Below are 18,792 nucleotides of genomic sequence, written 5' to 3' on the forward strand. Positions count from 1 at the left end.
CCCGCGTCCGCTAACATTTGGCAAAGTCCGGAACGGCGCGGCGGCGTAGAGCTAACAAAGGGTGTATCGGCTGCGGTGAATTGGGCTAATTGGGGTGCTGGCGATCACCGTCTCCACATGTGATTCCGTGCTATCAGCAAATCTGGAACCTCCGACTCGCTGTCCCCATGGCCAAGAACACGCTTTCCTTCGTCTGCCAGAACTGCGGCGCGGCCTATAACCGCTGGCAGGGCAAGTGCGAGTCCTGCGGCGAGTGGAACACACTTGCCGAGGAGGACACGACCGGCAGCGTACCGGTCTCGATCCGCTCCAAGCGCAAGGGGCGCACATTCGCGCTAGAGAGCCTCGCCGGCAAAAGCCCGGACGCACCGCGCCTGTCCTCGGGCATGACCGAGCTCGACCGCGTCACCGGCGGCGGCTTCGTCCGCGGCTCGGTGCTACTGGTCGGCGGCGATCCCGGCATCGGCAAGTCGACGCTGCTGACGCAGGCCACCAGCATGATGGCGCGCGCCGGCCACCGCATCGTCTACATCTCCGGCGAAGAGGCGGTCGCCCAGGTGCGCCTGCGCGCCGAGCGGCTCGGCCTGTCGGACGCACCGGTGCAGCTCGCGGCCGAGACCTCTGTCGAGGATATTGTCTCGACGCTGTCGGAAGGCGCGGTGCCGCGGCTGATCGTGATCGACTCGATCCAGACCATGTGGACCGACACGGTGGAATCCGCGCCCGGCACGGTCACCCAGGTGCGCGCCTCGGCGCAGGCGCTGATCCGCTTCGCCAAGAAGACCGGTGCTGCCATCATCCTGGTCGGCCATGTCACCAAGGACGGCCAGATCGCCGGCCCCCGCGTGGTCGAGCACATGGTCGATGCGGTGCTGTCGTTCGAGGGCGAAGGCTCGCAGCAATTCCGCATCCTGCGCGCCGTGAAGAACCGCTTCGGCCCGACCGACGAGATCGGCGTGTTCGAGATGACCGGCCTTGGCCTGCGCGAGGTCACCAATCCATCCGAGCTGTTCCTGTCCGAGCGCGATCTGGGCACGCCGGGCACCGCAGTCTTCGCGGGCATCGAGGGCACGAGGCCCGTTCTGGTCGAATTGCAGGCCTTGGTCGCCCCCACCTCGCTCGGCACCCCGCGCCGGGCCGTGGTCGGCTGGGATCAGAGCAGGCTCTCCATGGTGCTGGCGGTGCTGGAGGCCCATTGCGGGGTCAAGCTGTCCGGCCACGACGTTTATCTGAACGTCGCGGGCGGCCTGCGCATCCACGAGCCCGCGGCCGATATGGCCGCCGCGGCCGCACTGGTTTCATCCCTGGTTAATGCGCAGTTACCCACCGATGCCGTCTATTTCGGCGAGATTTCGCTCTCCGGCGTCATCCGCCCGGTGGCGCAGACCCCGGCCCGGCTCAAGGAAGCGGTCAAGCTCGGCTTCAAGCGCGCCGTGCTGCCCGAATCGGCCCGGGGCGGCGATGCTGGCGGCGACGCCGGACTGTCCCTGAACGCGATCAACAGCCTGACAACGCTGGTGGCCGAGATCGCGGCCCGGGGCTCCCGCCGCGGCGACTCGAACCCGCCGGCGGAGAAAAATGCCACACCGGCAAGATTCCGCCGTGGAGAGGGTTAGGCGGAGGTGACGTCCTCCGCCCCCACCGCTATACAGCCGTCACAAAAGCAGCATGGGATTGCGTGGTTGCGGCCTTGCCGGGAACGCCGTCTGGCCCTCACTTAGGGCCACGGCCAAACACCGATTCGCTGAGCACCTTTGAAGTACGAGCGGACCCGACCAGCCGATGCCAGTAACACTCCTCGACCTGATCCTGCTCGGTGTGATGCTGATCTCGGGCCTGCTCGCGATGGTCCGCGGCTTCATGCGTGAAATCCTGTCGATCGCGGCCTGGGGCGCCGCGGCGATCGTGACGCTGTACTCGTTCTCGAAGCTGCTGCCGACCGCAAAGACCTATTTCAACAACGACACGGTCGCGAGCGTCGTCGTGGTCGCCGGCGTGTTCGTGGGCACCCTGGTCGTGGTCTCCGTGATCACGGTCCGGATCTCCGACATGATCCTGGATTCGCGCATCGGCGCGCTGGATCGCACCCTTGGCTTCCTGTTTGGCCTCGCTCGCGGCCTTTTGATCGTCGTGGTCGCGTTCCTGTTCTTCACCTGGCTGGTGCCGGACAAGCAGCGCCCGGACTGGGTCACGGGGGCAAAGTCCCGGGTGGTGCTCCAGGGAACCGGCGATTGGCTGATGGCCCTCTTGCCTGACGACCCCGAGAACACCATCTTGAAGAGATTCAAGAAAAACAAACCAGATGATGATCAAGCTGATTCCGAGCAGCAGCCTTCGGGCAGTGGCGACGGATACAGTAAACCTGCTCGTGACAGCCTCAAGAAGCTGATCGAGAAACCTGCGGCGCGTTGATTAGGCCCTAAAGAGAGGCGCGGACGAGATGCGACACCCTGACCAGGACGCCCAACGTGATCTCGGCCCAGCCGCGCTAGAGCTTCAGGACGACCTGGAGGGCGACACGCTCCGCGAGGAATGCGGCGTCTTCGGCATCTATGGCCACCCTGACGCCGCCGCCATCACCGCGCTCGGTCTCCACGCCCTCCAGCATCGCGGCCAGGAGGCCGCCGGCATCGTCTCCTACGACGGCAGCCGCTTTCACTCGGAACGCCGCCTCGGCCTCGTCGGCGACACCTTCTCCCGCCGCGAGGTGATCGACCGCCTGCCCGGCAACATGGCCGTCGGCCATGTCCGCTACTCCACCACCGGCGCCACCATCCTTCGCAACGTGCAGCCGCTGTTCGCCGAGCTCAATGCCGGCGGCCTTGCGGTCGCCCACAACGGCAACCTCACCAACGGCCTGACGCTGCGCCGCGAGCTCGTGAAGAACGGCGCGATGATGCAGTCGACCACCGACACCGAGGTGATCCTGCATCTCGTCGCGCGCTCCAGGCGCAGCCGCTTCATCGAGCGCTACATCGACGCCCTGCGCGAGATCGAGGGCGCCTATGCGTTGGTTTCGCTGACCAACAAGAAGCTGGTCGGCGCGCGCGATCCACGCGGCATCCGCCCGCTGGTGCTCGGCGAGCTCGACGGTTGCCCGATCCTGACCTCGGAGACCTGCGCGCTCGACATCATCGGCGCGCGCTTCATTCGCGACATCGAGCCCGGCGAAGTCATCGTGTTCGACGAGAACGGCCAGGACATCCACAAGCCGTTCCCGCCGATGGCGCCGCGCCCCTGCATCTTCGAATACATCTATTTCTCCCGTCCGGACTCCATCGTTCACGGCCGCTCGGTCTACGAAGTGCGCAAGGCCTTTGGTGCGCAGCTCGCGCGCGAGAGCCATGTGCCGATCGACGTCGTCGTCCCGGTGCCGGATTCCGGCGTGCCCGCCGCGGTCGGCTACAGCCAGCATTCCGGCGTGCCGTTCGAGCTCGGCATCATCCGCAACCACTATGTCGGCCGCACCTTCATCCAGCCGACGCAGGCGATCCGCGAGTCCGGCGTGCGGATGAAGCATTCGGCCAACCGCGCCGCGATCGAAGGCAAGCGCATCATCCTGATCGACGACTCGCTGGTGCGCGGCACCACCTCGAAGAAGATCGTGCGCATGATGCGCGATGCGGGCGCCAAGGAAGTGCATTTCCGCCTCGCCTCGCCGCCGATCCTCTATCCCGATTATTACGGCATCGACCTGCCGGATCGCGGCGGCCTCCTGGCCGCGACGCATTCGCTGGAGGAGATGCGCGAGATCATCGGCGCCGACTCGCTCGCCTTCCTGTCGATCGACGGCATGTATCGCGCCATGGGCGAGCCCGGCTGCGACCCTGCCAATCCGAAATTCTCGGATCATTGCTTCACCGGGGCGTATCCGACCCACCTCACCGACCAGACCCAGACCGAACAGCAGCCACGGCAATTGTCGCTGCTGGCGGAGGCAAGCTGAGGCGGGGCCGCGACGATGCAGCCGATCATCGCCATTCTCTGCGGAGGGCTTTTGGTCGGCTTCATCGTCTTCACCTTCAGGCAGGGCATGAAGGTGCCGCCTGACGGCTCGGGGAACGGCCCGAACAATAGTACCAATATCCAATAGGGCTGCGGCGGGCGCTCGAGGGCAGAAATTCCGGGCTTGTCCCGGCCATCCACGCCTGTAAAACCCCGCCATGACAAATCGCCTCGCCAACCGCATCGCTCTCGTCACCGGCGCCTCGCGCGGCATCGGCTTCGCCACGGCCAGGGCGCTGGCCAAGGCGGGCGCGCATATCGTTGCGACGGCGCGCACGCAGGGCGGGCTGGAAGAGCTCGATGACGAGATCCGGAAGGACGGCGGCAGCGCCACGCTGGTGCCGCTCAATCTCACCGATTCCGACGGCATCGCGCGGCTCGGCGCCGGCCTGCACGAACGCTACGGCAAGCTCGACATCCTCGTCGGCAATGCCGGCGTGCTCGGCCCCTCCTCGCCGGTCGGCCACATCGAACTGAAAGCCTTCACCGACGTGATGTCGGTCAACGTCTCCGCGAACTTCCAGCTGATCCGCTGCATGGAACCGCTGCTGCGGCAGTCCGATGCCGGCCGCGCCGTGTTCATCACCTCGGGCGCCGCCAACAAGGCCACCGCCTATGTCAGCCCCTACGCCGCCTCCAAGGCCGCGCTGGAAACGCTGGCCCGCGCCTGGGCGCAGGAAACCGCGAACACGCCGCTCCGTGTCAACCTGTTCAACCCGGGCCCGATCCGCACCCGGATGCGCGCCACGTTGATGCCGGGCGAGGATCCGGCGACGCTCGACACACCCGAGCAGGTCGCCGAATTCATCGTGCCGATGTGCGGGCCTGATTGGACCGAGACCGGCAAGTTCTACGACTACAAGACCCGCACGCTGATGAGCTTCCGCTCGCCGGCCTGATTGACTCGCGCGCCTCCCCGCGATTGACTGCCCGCGCTCAAGCGGCGGCAAGCCGCAAGCCAAAAAAGGGAGGTTGCCATGGCGCCGTGGCATGATCGCGCAGGGCTTGTTCGTACAAGGCTCGGCCGTGCGCTCGTACGGGTCTCTCACGCCTTCTCCATCCTGATCGCAGCCATCGCGTTTGTGCTTCCAGGCACGGCGACGGCGGGCGACGTCCCGACCTTCGCGGTCGATGCCTCCTGGCCAAAACAGCTGCCGAACAACTGGATCCTCGGCCAGGTCGGCGGCATCACCGTCGACTGGCAGGGCCATATCTGGGTGATCCATCGCCCGCGCTCGCTCACCGATGACGAGAAAGGCGCGAGCCTCAATCCGCCGCGCTCGAAATGCTGCGTGTCGGCGCCTCCCGTGCTCGAATTCGACGCCGACGGCAATCTGCTGCGGTCGTGGGGCGGTCCGGGCGAAGGCTATGAATGGGTCGGCCGCGAGCACGGCATCGAGGTCGACGAGCGCGGCTTCGTCTGGGTCGGCGGCAACGCCGACAACGACAACGCCATCTTGAAGTTCACGCTCGACGGCAAGTTCGTCGCCCAGATCGGCAAGATCGCGCCGAGCCTCGGCAGCAACGACACCACGCAGCTCGGCAAGCCTGCCGAAACCGCGATCGACAAGGAGGCAAACGAAATCTACGTCGCCGACGGCTACGGCAACCGCCGCGTCATCGTGTTCGATGCGACGACGCTCGCTTACAAGCGGCACTGGGGCGCCTATGGCAACAAGCCCGATGACAACAAGCAGGCGGCGTATGATCCCAAGGCGCCCGTCTCCCAGCAATTCGGAAATCCCGTCCACTGCGTGAAGCTCGCCAATGATGGTCTCGTCTACGTCTGCGACCGCATCAACAACCGCATCCAGGTGTTCAGGAAGGACGGCACCTTCGTGAAGGAGTTCTTCTTCGAGAAGAACACCCTTGGCAACGGCGCGGTGTGGGACGTCGCGATCTGGCCCGATCCGAAGCAGACCTATTTGCTCAGCGCCGACGGCGAGAACAACGAGATCAGGGTGATCAAGCGCGACGACGGCAGCGTGGTCGGCAGCTTCGGGCACAACGGCCGCAATGCCGGGCAATTCCACTGGGTGCATGCGATGGCGGTCGACGCCAAGGGTAACGTCTATACCGCCGAGGTCGACACCGGAAAGCGCATCCAGAAATTCAAGCTGACGTCGGACGCGCTCAAATAGCGTCTCAACACACTTTGCCCAAAGGTTAACCGACGGATGACGCTACGCCGCAGCGTCATCCGGCTTTAGGCGCATTGCCGCCGGCCGTGGGACACGGTAGAGCGATCAGCCGGAACAAGGCTCCGCAAGAGAGCCGTCCGCATATTTGACATTGGAGGAAACCTTTTATGACGACGACGCTCGCGCGCCGCTATGCGGCCCTTCTGGCCTGTGCCACCTTCGGTTTTGCAACATCCGCCTACGCGCAGGACAAGACCGTCAAGATCGGCGTGTTGAATGACATGTCGAGCCTTTATGCCGACATCGGCGGCCCGAACTCCGTGGTCGCGATCAAGATGGCCGTCGAGGATTCCGGCCTGCTCAAGAAGGGCTGGAAGATCGACGTGCTGAGCGGCGATCACCAGAACAAGCCGGACGTCGGCGTCAATCTCGCGCGGCAGTGGATCGACAACGAGAAGGTCGATGCGATCGCCGATACGCCGAACTCCGGCGTCGCGCTTGCGGTCAGCAACCTCGTCAAGGAAAAGAATGCGGTGCTGCTGAATTCCGGCGCCGCCTCTGCCGACTTGACCGGCAAGGCCTGCACGCCGAACACGATCTCCTACACTTACGACACCTACATGCTCGCCAACGGCACCGGCAAGGCGCTGACCAAGGCCGGCGGCGACACCTGGTTCTTTCTCACTGCGGATTATGCCTTCGGCCACGCGCTGGAACGCGACACCACGGCCGTCGTGACGGCGAACGGCGGCAAGGTGCTGGGCAGCGTCAAGCATCCGATCAACAGCTCGGACTTCTCGTCCTTCCTGCTGCAGGCCCAATCGTCCAAGGCCAAGGTGGTCGGCCTCGCCAATGCCGGCGGCGACACCACGAACTCGATCAAGCAGGCGGCCGAATTCGGCATCGTATCGGGCGGTCAGAAGCTCGCGGCACTGCTGCTGTTCATCAACGACGTGCATTCGCTGGGCCTAAAGACCGCGCACGGCCTGACCTTCACCGAGTCCTTCTACTGGGACATGAACGAGCAGACCCGGGCCTGGTCGAAGCGCTTCGCCGCCCTGGCCAGCAAGAACGCGATGCCGTCGATGACCCAGGCCGGCAACTACGCGATGGTGCTGCACTATCTCAAGGCGATGGAAGCGCTCGGCGGCAACCCGCATGACGGCGCCAAGGTCGTCGCCAAGATGAAGGAGCTGCCGACCGACGATCCGCTGTTCGGCAATGGCCCGCTGCGCCAGGACGGACGCCGTCTCATCCCGGCCTATCTGTTCGAGGTGAAGAAGCCCGAGGAGTCGAAGGGCCCGTGGGACTACTACAAGCAGATCGCCACGATCGCGGCGGAAGACGCGGCCAAGCCGCTCAAGGACAGCGAGTGCCCGCTGGTGAAGAAGTAAGACAGTCGACGCTGCCGTAGGGTGGGCAAAGGCGCGTAAGCGCCGTGCCCACCTTCTCTCCGCGAGTTGACGAGGTACCGGTGGGCACGCTTCGCTTCGCTTCGCCCACCCTACGAAACCGTCTTCGTAGTCACCAGCGTCCGCATCGCCATCGCGACACATACCACCATCAAGCCTGCCGCAAGCAGAAATGGCGCGCCGGGCAGATGCCACGGCGCGCTGGCGCCGATGAAATAGGAAAACGTCAGCGTGAACAGGAACGGCCCGACGAGCTGCGAGACGCTCTGCACGCTCGCGGTCGCGCCCTGCAACTGGCCCTGCTGATCGGGCGCGACCAGTCGCGTCATCAGCGATTGCATGGCGGCCCCCGAGATGCCCCACAGCGACATCACGGGAATGCCGATCCAGAACAGCGGGCCGGTCGGCGCCGCGCCGAAGATCACGAAGCCAAGCGCACCACAGCACAGACCGAGCACCAGCGCATTCCGCTCACCGAGCACGCGCACGATCGGGCCGATGGCGAGCCCCTGCACCACCATGGCGCAGATGCCGACCATCGCGAGCGTCAGACCCACGGTCTTGGAATCCCAGCCGTAGCGATAGGTCGCATAAAGCACGAAGGTCGAGGGCAGCACGACATGCGCGACCTGTGCGATGAAGTTGACGATGGATAACGCGGCCAGCGCCGCGTTGGACCGCAGCAAGTGCAGCGCTCCGACCGGATTGGCGCTGGTCCAGCGGAACGGCGCGCGCCGCTCCGGCGCCAGCGATTCCGGCAGGACGAAGAGCCCATAGAGCGCATTGGCAAAGCTCAAAGCCGCCGACGCCCAGAACGGCAGCCGCGGATCGATATCGCCGAGCAGGCCGCCGAGCGCCGGGCCCAGGATGAAGCCGGCGCCGAAGGCAGCTCCAATCCTGCCGAAGACGGCCGCGCGCCGCTCCGGCGGCGTGATATCGGCGATATAGGCAAAGGCGGTGGAAATGCTCGCCGAGGTGATGCCCGAGATCACGCGGCCGATGAACAACCAGAGCAGCGACGGCGCGAGCGCCATCAGCACATAGTCGGCGGCGAGCCCGAAATTCGACAGCAGCACCACCGGCCGCCGTCCGAAGCGATCCGACAGCGCGCCGAGCACCGGCGAGAACACGAACTGCATCAGCGCCCAGGCGGTGCCGAACAGGCCGAAGATGCGGGCCGCATGTGCGGTGTCGTTGTCGACGAAGCTCTCGATCAGCTTCGGCAGGATCGGCATGATTACGCCGAGCGCGAGCATGTCGAGCAGGATGGTGACGAAGATGAAGGCGACGGCACCACGCCGGACCGGCGCAGCGCTTCGCGCCGTCGCCTCGCCGGCATCGTTGCTCACGACGGTCGCTTGCGCTTGTGGGCGAAGGGGTTGGCCTTTTCGCGCAAGGTGATGCGCACCGGCGTACCCGGCAGCTCAAAGGTCTCGCGCATGGAATTGGTCAGGTAGCGCAAATAGGACTGCGGCACCGCGTCCGCGCGCGAGCAGAACAGCACGAAGCTCGGCGGACGCGCCTTGTTCTGCGTGATGTAATTCAATTTGAGCCGTCGGCCGGACACCGCCGGCGGCGGATTGGCCTGCACGGCCTGCTCGAACCAGCGATTGAGCGCGGAGGTCGGCACGCGCCTGTTCCAGACGGCGTAGGCGTCCTGGATCGCCTGCATCAGCCGATCGATACCCTCGCCCATCAGACCTGATACGGCAACGATCGGCACGCCCTTGATCTGCGGCAGCCAATGGTCGGCATCCCGGCGCAGGCCCGAGATGGCGCCGCCGCCCTTGGTCTCCATCAAATCCCATTTGTTGACGGCGAGCACGACCGCGCGGCCCTCGCGCTCGATCAGATCGGCGATGCGCAGGTCCTGCTCCTCGAAGCGGTTCTGCGTGTCCATCATCATCACGACGACTTCGGCAAAGCGCACCGCGCGCAACGCGTCGGCGACCGAGAGCTTCTCCAGCTTTTCCTCGATGCGCGAGCGACGGCGCAGGCCGGCGGTATCGAACACGCGAAAATCGCGGCCCTTCCAGTTGATCTCGACCGCGATGGAATCGCGCGTGGTGCCGGCCTCCGGGCTTGTCAGCAGGCGCTCCTCGCCGAGCAGATGATTGATCAGCGTCGACTTGCCGGCATTGGGCCGGCCGACGATGGCGACGCGGATCGGACGCGTCGCGGCCTCCTCCTCGGTCAGCGGCTCGTCGTCCTCGGCTTCATCTTCGTCGACAGGCTCCGGCATCAACTCGCGGAGGGCGTCATACAACTCGCCCATGCCCTCGCCATGCTCGGCCGAGATCTGGATAGGATCGCCGAGGCCGAGCGCAAAGGCCTCCATCGCGCCGGCATCGCCATGCTTGCCTTCGCTCTTGTTGGCGACCAGCAGCACCGGCTTGTCGGCCTTGCGGGCGAAATCGGCGAAGGCGCGGTCGGTGGGCGTCAGGCCGATGCGGGCATCGATGACGAAGAACAGCGCGTCAGCCTGTGCGATCGCGGCCTCGGTCTGCTCCTGCATGCGCGCGGTCAGCGAGCCCTTGGCGCCCTCGTCGAGGCCGGCGGTATCGATGATGGTGAATTCGAGATCGCCGAGCCTGGCCTCGCCTTCGCGGCGGTCGCGGGTGACGCCCGGCAGGTCATCGACGAGCGCCAGCTTCTGCCCAACCAGGCGGTTGAACAGCGTCGATTTGCCGACATTGGGCCGGCCGATAATAGCAATCGTGAAGGACATCGTCATTCGTGCGCTGCGAAGGCCGCGCCTGTCAATGTAATGAAGGGATCAGCGCGAAAAGCTGCCGCTCGGCATCGGTGCCGGGAAAGCTCCCTGCGATTGCTGCTGGGTGGTCTGGGTCGGTTGCGCCTGCTGGACGGGTTGATCAGGCGGCGGGGCGGTGGTGCGTTTGCGCACGATCTTCTGCTTGGGCGGCGGAGCGGCAGTGGGCGGCGCGGCCTCCGGCTGGGCCTCGCCGTCGACCTCGCCCGCCGGCGCCTCAGCGGGCGCGGCCGCGGTGCTGGCAGGCTGTTTGGTCTTCTTCGCCTTGGCACCCTTTGCCGGCTTGGCCTCGGGCGGCGGCTCGGCGGGCAGAGCCGCGACGGCCGGCGCGTTCGGGTCCGGCTGCTGCTGTGCGCCCTTGTACATCTCCCGCGGCACGCCCTGCTCGAGGCCCGGAACGCCCTCCGGGAAGACCGGCTTGCGGTCGCCCGGCAGCTTCTTCTTGGTGTCGAGGAAGTCGAGCATGTCGCTTGGATCGAAGCTGGAGCAGCCGCCCAGGATGCCCGTGAAGGCGATCAGGACGGCGGCTGCGATCAAGCGTGGCGTGCGGCGCATCTTGTGTCTCGTCTACGTCAGAGAGCCCGAAGGTCAGCTCTTGGTCAGCTTTTGGGGACGGGCGGCAGCAGGGCCTGGAGCGCCTCGGCGCGTGAGCGCAAACCGGGCGGCGTTTCGCCGTCCTCGGCAATCGCGTCGAGCCATTTGCGGGCCGCGGTCATGTCGTTGTTGCGCCAGGCCGACAGCGCCAGCAACTCGCGGGCGCTATGGCGGAACGTGGATTTGGGCGCGGCGGAGGACTCCAGCCGCTGCTGCATGTCGGCATAGGACGCGCTGTCGACCAGCAAGCCGGCGGCGCGGAGCTTCGCCAGATCCTGCCACTCGCCACCGATGCTGCGATCGGCGGCGATGTCGTCAAACATCTTGGCGGCCGCCTTGGGGTCGCGGGGCGCTGCCTCGGCCGCGGCACGCAGCCGCGCTAGGGTGCGATAACCCGAGGGAGCCTTGGCGGCGAGCTCGGTGAAGGCGGCCTCGGCCTCCGCGTGCTTGTCCTGGTCGGACAGCTCAGCGGCCTTCTCGAAGGCGGCGCCGGCCTCAGCGGCTTTCTTGCCCTCCAGATACTGGTAGCCGCGCCAGCCGCCGACGGCGGCCACGATCAGCACCATCAGGGCAATGAAGACAATCGAATACTTGTCCCACAGCTTCTTGAGCTGTTCGCGACGTACTTCCTCGTCGACTTCGTCAAATAATTCAGACACTTATGCTAATCCCATGCCCGTCCGGGTGCGCGCGCCAATGCGTTCGCGTCAGGAATCCCGTCCCCCACGTGGCGGCGGGGTACCCTAACGATATGGCGGTGGCAAGGCAAAGCGAGCCCAATCAAGGCGTTAACCACCCGGAACAGCCCGGAGTCGCCTGCCCGGCTCAGGTTCCCAGGAGCTCCCGCAGCTGCCGCTTCAGCACCTTGCCATTGGCATTGCGCGGCAGCGGCTCGGGGGTGATCGCCATGGTTTCGGGGACCTTGTAGTCGGACAGCCGCTCCGCGCACCAGGCGCGCAAGGCTTCGCTCGCCACCGGCGCGCGCGTCACCACCACGGCGTGGACGCGCTCGCCCAGCACTGGGCAGGCCTTGGCAATGATCGCGCTCTCGACCACGGCGGGGTGGCCGGCCAGCACGGACTCGACCTCGGCCGAATAGATCTTCAGGCCGCCGCGATTGATCATGTCCTTCTGCCGGTCGAACACGCGGACAAACCCCGCCGCATCGACCGAGCCGAGATCGCCGGAATGCCAGAATCCGCCCGTGAAGCTTTCGGCCGTCGCCTTCGGGTTATTCCAGTAGCCCTTGATGACGGAGGCGCTCTGGATCCAGAGCTCGCCGATCTCGCCAGCGGGCAGCTCGCGCCCGTCCGCTCCCATCGCGACGATGCGGGCACCGGGACACGGCAGGCCGACACTGTCGATGTGGCTCGCGGTCAGCTCGCCCGGCATGATCGTCGAGGGCGACGTCGTCTCGGTCGAGCCGTAGCAGTTCGCGAGCTTCAGGCCGGGAATCGTCGCCTTGAGCTTCTCGATGGTCGCGACCGGCATCGGCGCGCCGCCAAAGCCACCGATGCGCCAGCTCGAGAGATCGTAGCTGTCGAAATCGGGCTGGAGCAGGCAGAGATTGTACATCGCCGGCACCATCACCGTGTAGGTGACGCGCTCGCGCGCGGCGAGCTTGAGATAATCGGCAGCCTTGAACTCCGGCATGATGATCAGCGCGCCGCCGCAGCGGATCATGGTCGTGATGTTGGCGACGACGCCGGTGACGTGGCCGAGCGGCACCGCCGCGATCGAGCGGTCCGCTTCCGTCAATTGCAGGCAGGAGACGAACACCATCGAGGAATGAACGATGTTGCAATGGGCGAGCATCGCGCCCTTCGGCTTGCCCGTCGTGCCCGAGGTGTAGAGGATCATCGCGGTGTCCTCCTCGCCGATCTCGACCGGCGCCGGTGCCGGGACGTTGTCGGCGAGCACGGCGAAACGCGACAGGGCCTGATCGCTGTCGATGGCGATGCGGTGGATGACATCGGGGACGTGAAGCGCATCGGGCAGCCGCCCGGTGAGCCCTGCTTCATGGATCAGGATCTTGGCGCCGCAATCGGCGAGGACATAGGCGATCTCGGGCTTCTGCTGGCGCGTGCCGAGCAGCACCGTCACCAGCCCCTCATGCGCGGCGGCAAACAGCAGCAGCGGAAATTCGATGCGATTGCCGAGCAGGATCGCGACGCGATCGCCACGCTGCAGGCCGAGCTTGCGAAAGCCGGCCGCGATCCGCGCGGCCTGCTCCACGGCCTGCCGCCAGCTCAACCGGACATCGCCTGCGATCAGCGCTTCGCCGTCCGGATTGCGGGCGCAAGCGTCCGCGATCATCGCCCACAGGCTCGCCGGCCGGTCGCAGAAGGCCGGCACCACCCGATCGCCAAAGCGCGCCTCGAAACGCATCGGAGGGATCTGAGATTGCGACCAGTCCATCGGAATGCCCTCGGCTTGTTGCTTTGTCACGTTCCGCGCACGGCTGCGCGGAACAGTCTTGCGCTGATCGGCTGTCGTTAGCCCCCCATGACGGGAACGCCGATCACAACCGGGTGGAACGCGAAGGCCAGCGCGAGATAAGCGACGACACCGACTGCAACGGCGATCAAATCATTGGTGACCCCACCGACCGGAATAGGCGGGCCGCCGCCATCGGTGCGATGCTTCAGCGAGATGCGGTCGTACACGGCCCAGCCCAGGAACGAGCCAAACAGGATGATCGAGCCGAGATCGCCATTGGCGAGCAGATGTGCGGCCGCCCACAATTTGATGCCCGCCAGCATCGGATGCTTCAGCGTCGCATAGATGCGCCCGCGCAAGTAGGAGGCCACCACCAGAATGACAGCGGGCAGCATCAGCGCGACTGCAATGTGCTTGAATGCGACCGGCGGCTCCCAAACCGGGATCATTCCGGCAGCGCGATAATGGGCAAAGCCCCAGATGATCAACGCCAGTCCCGCAAGCGAGACCGCGGCATAAACGATCTTGTAGGTCCCCTCGCCCAGTCTCGCGATCGCTTGCGCGCGCGCCTCTCGTTTCGTTGTGAAAACATGGGCCGCAAAAAACAGCATCAGCCCCAGGATCATGACCAGCAGACCCACGACATCCTCCCCTCAACCAGCGCCCCCGCACATGGCGTATCATCGATTGGGCGCAGGTCGCAACTCTCACGCCTCATGGTCAGGCGTGAAGGCCCGGCTGCTGCAACAGCGCGGCCTTCATCCTGCGAGACGCGCGCAAGCGCGGTCCTCAGGACACGGGGATAGAGCTATTTTCCAAGCTCGCGATTATCGACATAGCGGATCGCGATCGGACGCCCAGCCAGCGCGCCCCCGAGGCCGCTGGTGAATTTGAGCGGCAGGCAGGCTTTCAGCGATGAATTGATCGCGTTGAGATAGGTCGTTCGGGTATCGGCCGGGACGCCCGCGGTCGCATAGGTCAGCTGCGGCGGACCGATCATGCCGCCCGCCTTGTTGAAGCTGAAACGCACCGCCATCTGCATGCCCGCGCGCGCATTGTCCGATGGTGGCGACCAGCAGGTGCGCAGCTCGGCGAAGAGATCGCCGATCGTATCGAGATCGTGATCCGGCTTTTGATATTTGGCGCGATCGGCCTCCGCCGGCACGGTTTCGATCGTGAGCTGGAGGTTCTGACCATAGGGATAATCGATCTCGGGAATGCAGGGGCCGGGCTCGAGCGGGCTGCAGTAGTACGGCGTGCAGGGCCGGCCGTCGAGCACGCTGCACGGCTCATGCGAAAACGGGATCGGATTGATCTGGCGGCGCTGCGCGTCGGCGGCAACCGTCGATATCGCCAGCAGGAGAAAAACCAGGATGCCGCGCCACATGATGCGAGCTCACAATGTCACACGAACCAACGTGGCATCGACAATGAACCCGTCAAGCCTGCGGCTGTTCACATGCTCGCGTTTAGCTCCGGTGTCGTCGCCCGGCTCGACCGGGCGACCCAGTACTCCGAGACGGCGGTGATGGAATCGAGAGGCTGCGGCGTACTGGATTCCCCGCCTTCGCGGGGAATGACAGCGGAGTGTGGCCTCTACCCCTTCTTCTTGACGTCCTTGACGTTCGTGAACTCGATGCCCGCGGCGCGTTCCCTGGCGTAGCCGAGATAGAACTCGTTTCTCGCCAGATACACGGGATCGCCGTCGACATCGTCGGCGATGCTCGAGGTGTTGGCGGCGATGAAAGTGTCGAGCTTCTTGCGGTCCTCCGAGGAGACCCAGCGCGCGAGCTGGAACTCGCTGACCTCGAACTCGACCGGCAACGAATATTCAGCCTCAAGGCGTGCCTTCAGCACGTCGAGCTGCAGCGCGCCGACCACGCCGACCAGCGCCGGTGCGCCGTCGCGCGGGCGGAACACCTGCACCACACCCTCTTCCGACATCTGCTGAAGCGCTTCCTTCAGCTTCTTCGCCTTCATCGCGTCGGTGAGACGCACGCGGCGGACGATTTCCGGCGCGAAGCTCGGTACACCGACGAAGGTGAAATCCTCGCCCTCGGTGAGGGTGTCGCCGATGCGCAGCGTGCCGTGATTGGGAATGCCGACGACGTCGCCGGCGAAGGCTTCGTCCGCGACCGAACGGTCCTGCGCGAAGAAGAATTGTGGGCTCGACAGCGGCATGCTCTTGCCGGTGCGCACGAGCTTCGCCTTCATGCCGCGGCTGAGCTTGCCGGAACAGAGGCGCGCGAACGCAATGCGGTCGCGGTGGTTCGGATCCATGTTCGCCTGGATCTTGAACACGAAGGCGCTCATGCGCGGATCGGTGGCCTCGACCTTGCGCTGGTCGCTCTCCTGCGCGCGCGGCTCCGGCGCGAACTTGCCGAGGCCTTCCAGGAGGTCGCCGACGCCGAAATTGCGCAGCGCGCTGCCGAAATAGACCGGCGTCAGATGGCCCTCACGAAAGGCCGCGAGCTCGAACGGTTTTGAGGCCTCGGTGACGAGCTCGAGCTCGTCCTTCACCGCGGAGACGTCGAGATTGGCGTTGAGCTTGGCCAGCTCCGCGATCTCGATCTGCTGGGCCGCGCCGGTCTTGGCGCCGCCGCCTTCGAGCAGGCGCACGCCGCCGTTGGCGACGTCATAGGTACCGAGGAAATCACGGCCGCGGCCGACCGGCCAGGTCATCGGCGTGGTGTCGAGCGCCAGCGTCTTCTCGATCTCGTCGAGCAGCTCGAACACGTCGCGGCTCTCGCGGTCCATCTTGTTGATGAAGGTGATGATCGGGATATCCCGAAGACGACAGACCTCGAACAGCTTTCGCGTGCGCGCCTCGATGCCCTTGGCGGCGTCGATCACCATGACAGCGGAGTCGACGGCCGTGAGCGTACGGTAGGTGTCCTCCGAAAAGTCCTCGTGGCCCGGCGTGTCCAGCAGATTGAACACAAGACCCTCGAACTCGAAGGTCATGACCGAGGTCACGACCGAGATGCCGCGCTCGCGCTCGATCTTCATCCAGTCCGAACGGGTGTTGCGCCGCTCGCCCTTGGCCTTCACCTGGCCGGCGAGATTGATGGCGCCGCCGAACAGCAGCAGCTTCTCGGTCAGCGTGGTTTTGCCCGCGTCCGGGTGGGAGATGATCGCGAAGGTGCGCCGCCGCGCCACCTCGGTGGCAAGCGGGGAACGGGCCGGCGAGTCGGCTGATATGGCGATGTCGGACATGGCGGGAGCGTTTGGCAGGGAAAATGGGCCTGATCAAGCCTCATGTGGGGATTGCGGAGCCCCTCGGCCAGCCCCATATCCGCTCCCGGGGAGGACGGCCTCCCCCCTCATCAGCATATCCGCCGCGGGGACGACCCTGCCTTGAATGGAGGGTCGTCATGGCTTGGAGCATCCTGTTCGTCGCCGGTCTTCTCGAGATTACCTGGGCGATCGGCCTGAAATACACCGAGGGCTTTACCAAGCTTGTTCCGTCCGTCATCACGCTCGCGGCGATGGCCGGCAGCGTCATCCTGCTCGGACTTGCTCTCAAAACACTGCCCGTCGGAACCGCCTATGCGGTCTGGACCGGCATCGGCGCGGTCGGCACCGCCGCGCTTGGCATCATCCTGTTCGGCGAGCCGGCCACCGCGTTCCGCCTCGCCAGCATTGGGCTGATCGTCGCCGGCATCGCCGGGCTGAAATTCGTCACCTGACGAAAATCTGGACCGCCCACCAGGTCAGCGCCGCGACAATGGCCGAGGCCGGGATCGTGATCACCCAGGCATAGACGATCGAGCTCGCGACGTTCCAACGCACCGCCGAGACGCGGCGGGCCGCGCCGACGCCGACGATCGCGCCGGTGATGGTGTGGGTGGTCGAGACGGGAACGCCGAGGAAGGTCGCCATGAACAGGGTCGCGGCGCCGCCGGTTTCGGCGCAAAAGCCCTGCATCGGCGTCAGCTTGGTGATGCGCAGGCCCATGGTGCGGACAATGCGCCAGCCGCCCATCAGCGTGCCCAGGGCCATCGCGGCCTGGCAGGACAGCACCACCCAGAACGGCACCGAGAATTCGCCGCCGAGATGCCCTTGCGAATAGAGCAGCACGGCGATGATGCCCATGGTCTTCTGGGCGTCATTGCCGCCATGGCCGAGCGAATAGAGCGAGGCGGAGGCGAATTGCAAGATGCGGAAGGCGCGGTCGACCGCGAACGGTGTCGAGCGCACCGAGAGCCAGGACACGATCGCGACCAGCATCATTGCAAGCAGGAAGCCGACCAGCGGTGACAGCACGATCGCCAGCACAGCCTTGGACAGGCCACTCCATACCGCCGCCGAGATCCCCGCCTTGGCCATGCCGCCGCCGACAAGACCGCCGATCAGCGCATGCGAGGAGGAGGATGGGATGCCGAGCCCCCAGGTCACCAGGTTCCAGACGATCGCGCCGACAAGGGCCGCGAAGATCACCTGGGCGTCGACCACCGCGGGATCGATGATGCCGGTGCCGATGGTCTGGGCAACATGCAGCCCGAACACCATGAAGGCGATGAAATTGAAGAACGCGGCCCAGAACACCGCGAATTGCGGCCGCAGCACGCGGGTCGAAACGATGGTCGCGATCGAATTGGCCGCGTCGTGCAGGCCGTTCAGGAAGTCGAACAGCAGCGCGACGGCGATCAAGCCGACGAGGACAGGAAGTCCGAGCGCAGCATCCACGGCGCGACCCCTGCCCTAAACTTGCTCTATGACGATGCTGTTGATCTCGTTCGCGACGTCGTCGAAACGGTCGGCCACCTTTTCGAGGTGGTCGTAGATCTCGACGCCGACGATGAAATCCATCGCGCTGCCATCACGATGCTTGAGGAACAGCTCCTTCAGCCCGATGTCATGGAGATCGTCGACCCGGCCCTCCAGCTTGCCCAGCTCTTCCGTGATCGCGGTCAACATCGCGACGTTCGGGCCGATCGACTGCATCAGCGGCAACGCGCGCCCCACGAGATTGGCGCATTCGATCAGGAGCCCGCCAATCTCCCGCATCGGCGGCTCGAAGGTGCGGACCTCGAACAGCATCACGGCCTTGGCCGTCTGCTGCATCTGGTCGATGGCGTCGTCCATCGAGGTGATCAGATTTTTGATGTCGCCACGGTCGAAAGGGGTGATGAAGGTGCGGCGCACCGCCGTCAGCACCTCACGGGTGATGTTGTCGGCGTCGTTCTCGAACTGGTTGACACGCTGGCAGTAGACCGGCGTCTCCTCGCCCCCGTTGAGCATGCCCTGGAGTGCGATCGAGCCCTGGATCACGGTCTGTGCATGGCGGTCGAACAGGTCGAAGAACCGTTCTTCCTTGGGCAGGAAAGCGCGAAACCATCGCATCATGGGGATAGGCTACCGGTTGGAAATGGCCCGGCCCGAATTGGCCGTCACAAAAGTGTCATAGACCATTTCCGCTCCGCGCGCG

At 65.5% G+C, this 18,792-nt stretch carries 18 protein-coding genes; 8 read left to right on the forward strand and 10 right to left on the reverse strand.

The annotated features are described in order from the left end of the window. Positions 1-167: 167 nt before the first annotated feature. The 7 genes from radA (at position 168) to QJT78_RS15495 (ending at position 7,540) form a co-directional block, all read left to right on the forward strand. Complete coding sequence (gene radA / locus QJT78_RS15465; protein ID WP_028149730.1) at positions 168-1,616, forward strand: DNA repair protein RadA; 1,449 nt, start codon at positions 168-170, stop codon at positions 1,614-1,616. A gap of 166 nt (positions 1,617-1,782) precedes the next feature. Then, positions 1,783-2,412, forward strand: coding sequence for a CvpA family protein (locus QJT78_RS15470; protein WP_011086837.1), 630 nt, complete (start codon positions 1,783-1,785; stop codon positions 2,410-2,412). A 28-nt stretch (positions 2,413-2,440) separates the two neighbouring features. Then, on the forward strand, positions 2,441-3,946 hold the full coding sequence (purF, locus tag QJT78_RS15475; RefSeq protein ID WP_281460262.1) for an amidophosphoribosyltransferase: 1,506 nt from the start codon (positions 2,441-2,443) through the stop codon (positions 3,944-3,946). A gap of 15 nt (positions 3,947-3,961) precedes the next feature. Next, positions 3,962-4,093: a hypothetical protein gene (locus tag QJT78_RS15480; protein ID WP_264653533.1), complete on the forward strand. Its 132-nt coding sequence runs from the start codon at positions 3,962-3,964 to the stop codon at positions 4,091-4,093. Positions 4,094-4,163: 70 nt separating this feature from the next. Beyond that, positions 4,164-4,904 carry an SDR family NAD(P)-dependent oxidoreductase gene (locus tag QJT78_RS15485; protein WP_028149731.1) on the forward strand — a complete coding sequence of 247 codons (741 nt, stop codon included), beginning with the start codon at positions 4,164-4,166 and terminating at the stop codon, positions 4,902-4,904. Between the two features lie 78 nt (positions 4,905-4,982). Beyond that, positions 4,983-6,146: a hypothetical protein gene (locus QJT78_RS15490; RefSeq protein WP_028149732.1), complete on the forward strand. Its 1,164-nt coding sequence runs from the start codon at positions 4,983-4,985 to the stop codon at positions 6,144-6,146. A gap of 167 nt (positions 6,147-6,313) precedes the next feature. Further along, positions 6,314-7,540 carry an ABC transporter substrate-binding protein gene (locus QJT78_RS15495; protein ID WP_038942924.1) on the forward strand — a complete coding sequence of 409 codons (1,227 nt, stop codon included), beginning with the start codon at positions 6,314-6,316 and terminating at the stop codon, positions 7,538-7,540. Between the two features lie 110 nt (positions 7,541-7,650). Here QJT78_RS15495 and QJT78_RS15500 read toward each other — a convergent pair whose 3' ends face one another. From QJT78_RS15500 to QJT78_RS15535, 8 genes are all read right to left on the reverse strand, one after another. Then, positions 7,651-8,907: a tetracycline resistance MFS efflux pump gene (locus QJT78_RS15500; RefSeq protein ID WP_038942923.1), complete on the reverse strand. Its 1,257-nt coding sequence runs from the start codon at positions 8,905-8,907 to the stop codon at positions 7,651-7,653. Continuing rightward, on the reverse strand, positions 8,904-10,286 hold the full coding sequence (gene der / locus QJT78_RS15505) for a ribosome biogenesis GTPase Der (protein WP_028149735.1): 1,383 nt from the start codon (positions 10,284-10,286) through the stop codon (positions 8,904-8,906). Before der ends, QJT78_RS15500 begins: the two co-directional genes overlap by 4 nt. 48 nt (positions 10,287-10,334) lie before the next feature. Continuing rightward, positions 10,335-10,883 carry a hypothetical protein gene (locus tag QJT78_RS15510; protein WP_028149736.1) on the reverse strand — a complete coding sequence of 183 codons (549 nt, stop codon included), beginning with the start codon at positions 10,881-10,883 and terminating at the stop codon, positions 10,335-10,337. A gap of 44 nt (positions 10,884-10,927) precedes the next feature. Then, positions 10,928-11,581: a tetratricopeptide repeat protein gene (locus QJT78_RS15515; protein ID WP_028149737.1), complete on the reverse strand. Its 654-nt coding sequence runs from the start codon at positions 11,579-11,581 to the stop codon at positions 10,928-10,930. Positions 11,582-11,747: 166 nt separating this feature from the next. Next, a complete protein-coding gene (locus QJT78_RS15520) occupies positions 11,748-13,340 on the reverse strand; it encodes a class I adenylate-forming enzyme family protein (protein ID WP_028149738.1) in 1,593 nt (530 codons plus the stop codon). 77 nt (positions 13,341-13,417) lie between these two features. Next, positions 13,418-14,002 (reverse strand): NnrU family protein, encoded by a 585-nt coding sequence (locus QJT78_RS15525; RefSeq protein ID WP_028149739.1) that lies wholly within the window; start codon positions 14,000-14,002, stop codon positions 13,418-13,420. 167 nt (positions 14,003-14,169) lie between these two features. Further along, positions 14,170-14,748: a hypothetical protein gene (locus QJT78_RS15530; RefSeq protein ID WP_028149740.1), complete on the reverse strand. Its 579-nt coding sequence runs from the start codon at positions 14,746-14,748 to the stop codon at positions 14,170-14,172. Positions 14,749-14,957: 209 nt separating this feature from the next. Beyond that, positions 14,958-16,577, reverse strand: coding sequence for a peptide chain release factor 3 (locus QJT78_RS15535; protein WP_028149741.1), 1,620 nt, complete (start codon positions 16,575-16,577; stop codon positions 14,958-14,960). A 158-nt stretch (positions 16,578-16,735) separates the two neighbouring features. Between QJT78_RS15535 and sugE the strand changes: the two genes are divergently transcribed. Then, positions 16,736-17,050: a quaternary ammonium compound efflux SMR transporter SugE gene (gene sugE / locus QJT78_RS15540; protein WP_028149742.1), complete on the forward strand. Its 315-nt coding sequence runs from the start codon at positions 16,736-16,738 to the stop codon at positions 17,048-17,050. On the opposite strand, the gene QJT78_RS15545 is transcribed toward sugE, so the two are convergent. Both QJT78_RS15545 and QJT78_RS15550 read right to left on the reverse strand, forming a co-directional pair. Further along, positions 17,043-18,050 carry an inorganic phosphate transporter gene (locus QJT78_RS15545; RefSeq protein ID WP_028149743.1) on the reverse strand — a complete coding sequence of 336 codons (1,008 nt, stop codon included), beginning with the start codon at positions 18,048-18,050 and terminating at the stop codon, positions 17,043-17,045. The two genes, sugE and QJT78_RS15545, sit on opposite strands and share 8 nt — an antisense overlap. 15 nt (positions 18,051-18,065) lie before the next feature. Then, positions 18,066-18,710 (reverse strand): DUF47 domain-containing protein, encoded by a 645-nt coding sequence (locus QJT78_RS15550; RefSeq protein WP_014495845.1) that lies wholly within the window; start codon positions 18,708-18,710, stop codon positions 18,066-18,068. Positions 18,711-18,792 lie beyond the last annotated feature (82 nt).

The sequence above is a fragment of the Bradyrhizobium sp. Mp27 genome, from assembly GCF_029953005.1.
GTDB classification, from domain to species: domain Bacteria; phylum Pseudomonadota; class Alphaproteobacteria; order Rhizobiales; family Xanthobacteraceae; genus Bradyrhizobium; species Bradyrhizobium barranii.

Bases quoted from the DNA above. Each gene is read 5' to 3' on its own strand.
- radA (WP_028149730.1), top strand. From the start codon at position 168: ATGGCCAAGAACACGCTTTCCTTCGTCTGCCAGAACTGCGGCGCGGCC.
- QJT78_RS15470 (WP_011086837.1), top strand. From the start codon at position 1,783: ATGCCAGTAACACTCCTCGACCTGATCCTGCTCGGTGTGATGCTGATC.
- purF (WP_281460262.1), top strand. From the start codon at position 2,441: ATGCGACACCCTGACCAGGACGCCCAACGTGATCTCGGCCCAGCCGCG.
- QJT78_RS15480 (WP_264653533.1), top strand. From the start codon at position 3,962: ATGCAGCCGATCATCGCCATTCTCTGCGGAGGGCTTTTGGTCGGCTTC.
- QJT78_RS15485 (WP_028149731.1), top strand. From the start codon at position 4,164: ATGACAAATCGCCTCGCCAACCGCATCGCTCTCGTCACCGGCGCCTCG.
- QJT78_RS15490 (WP_028149732.1), top strand. From the start codon at position 4,983: ATGGCGCCGTGGCATGATCGCGCAGGGCTTGTTCGTACAAGGCTCGGC.
- QJT78_RS15495 (WP_038942924.1), top strand. From the start codon at position 6,314: ATGACGACGACGCTCGCGCGCCGCTATGCGGCCCTTCTGGCCTGTGCC.
- der (WP_028149735.1), bottom strand. From the start codon at position 10,286: ATGTCCTTCACGATTGCTATTATCGGCCGGCCCAATGTCGGCAAATCG.
- QJT78_RS15510 (WP_028149736.1), bottom strand. From the start codon at position 10,883: ATGCGCCGCACGCCACGCTTGATCGCAGCCGCCGTCCTGATCGCCTTC.
- QJT78_RS15520 (WP_028149738.1), bottom strand. From the start codon at position 13,340: ATGGACTGGTCGCAATCTCAGATCCCTCCGATGCGTTTCGAGGCGCGC.
- QJT78_RS15530 (WP_028149740.1), bottom strand. From the start codon at position 14,748: ATGTGGCGCGGCATCCTGGTTTTTCTCCTGCTGGCGATATCGACGGTT.
- QJT78_RS15535 (WP_028149741.1), bottom strand. From the start codon at position 16,577: ATGTCCGACATCGCCATATCAGCCGACTCGCCGGCCCGTTCCCCGCTT.
- sugE (WP_028149742.1), top strand. From the start codon at position 16,736: ATGGCTTGGAGCATCCTGTTCGTCGCCGGTCTTCTCGAGATTACCTGG.
- QJT78_RS15550 (WP_014495845.1), bottom strand. From the start codon at position 18,710: ATGATGCGATGGTTTCGCGCTTTCCTGCCCAAGGAAGAACGGTTCTTC.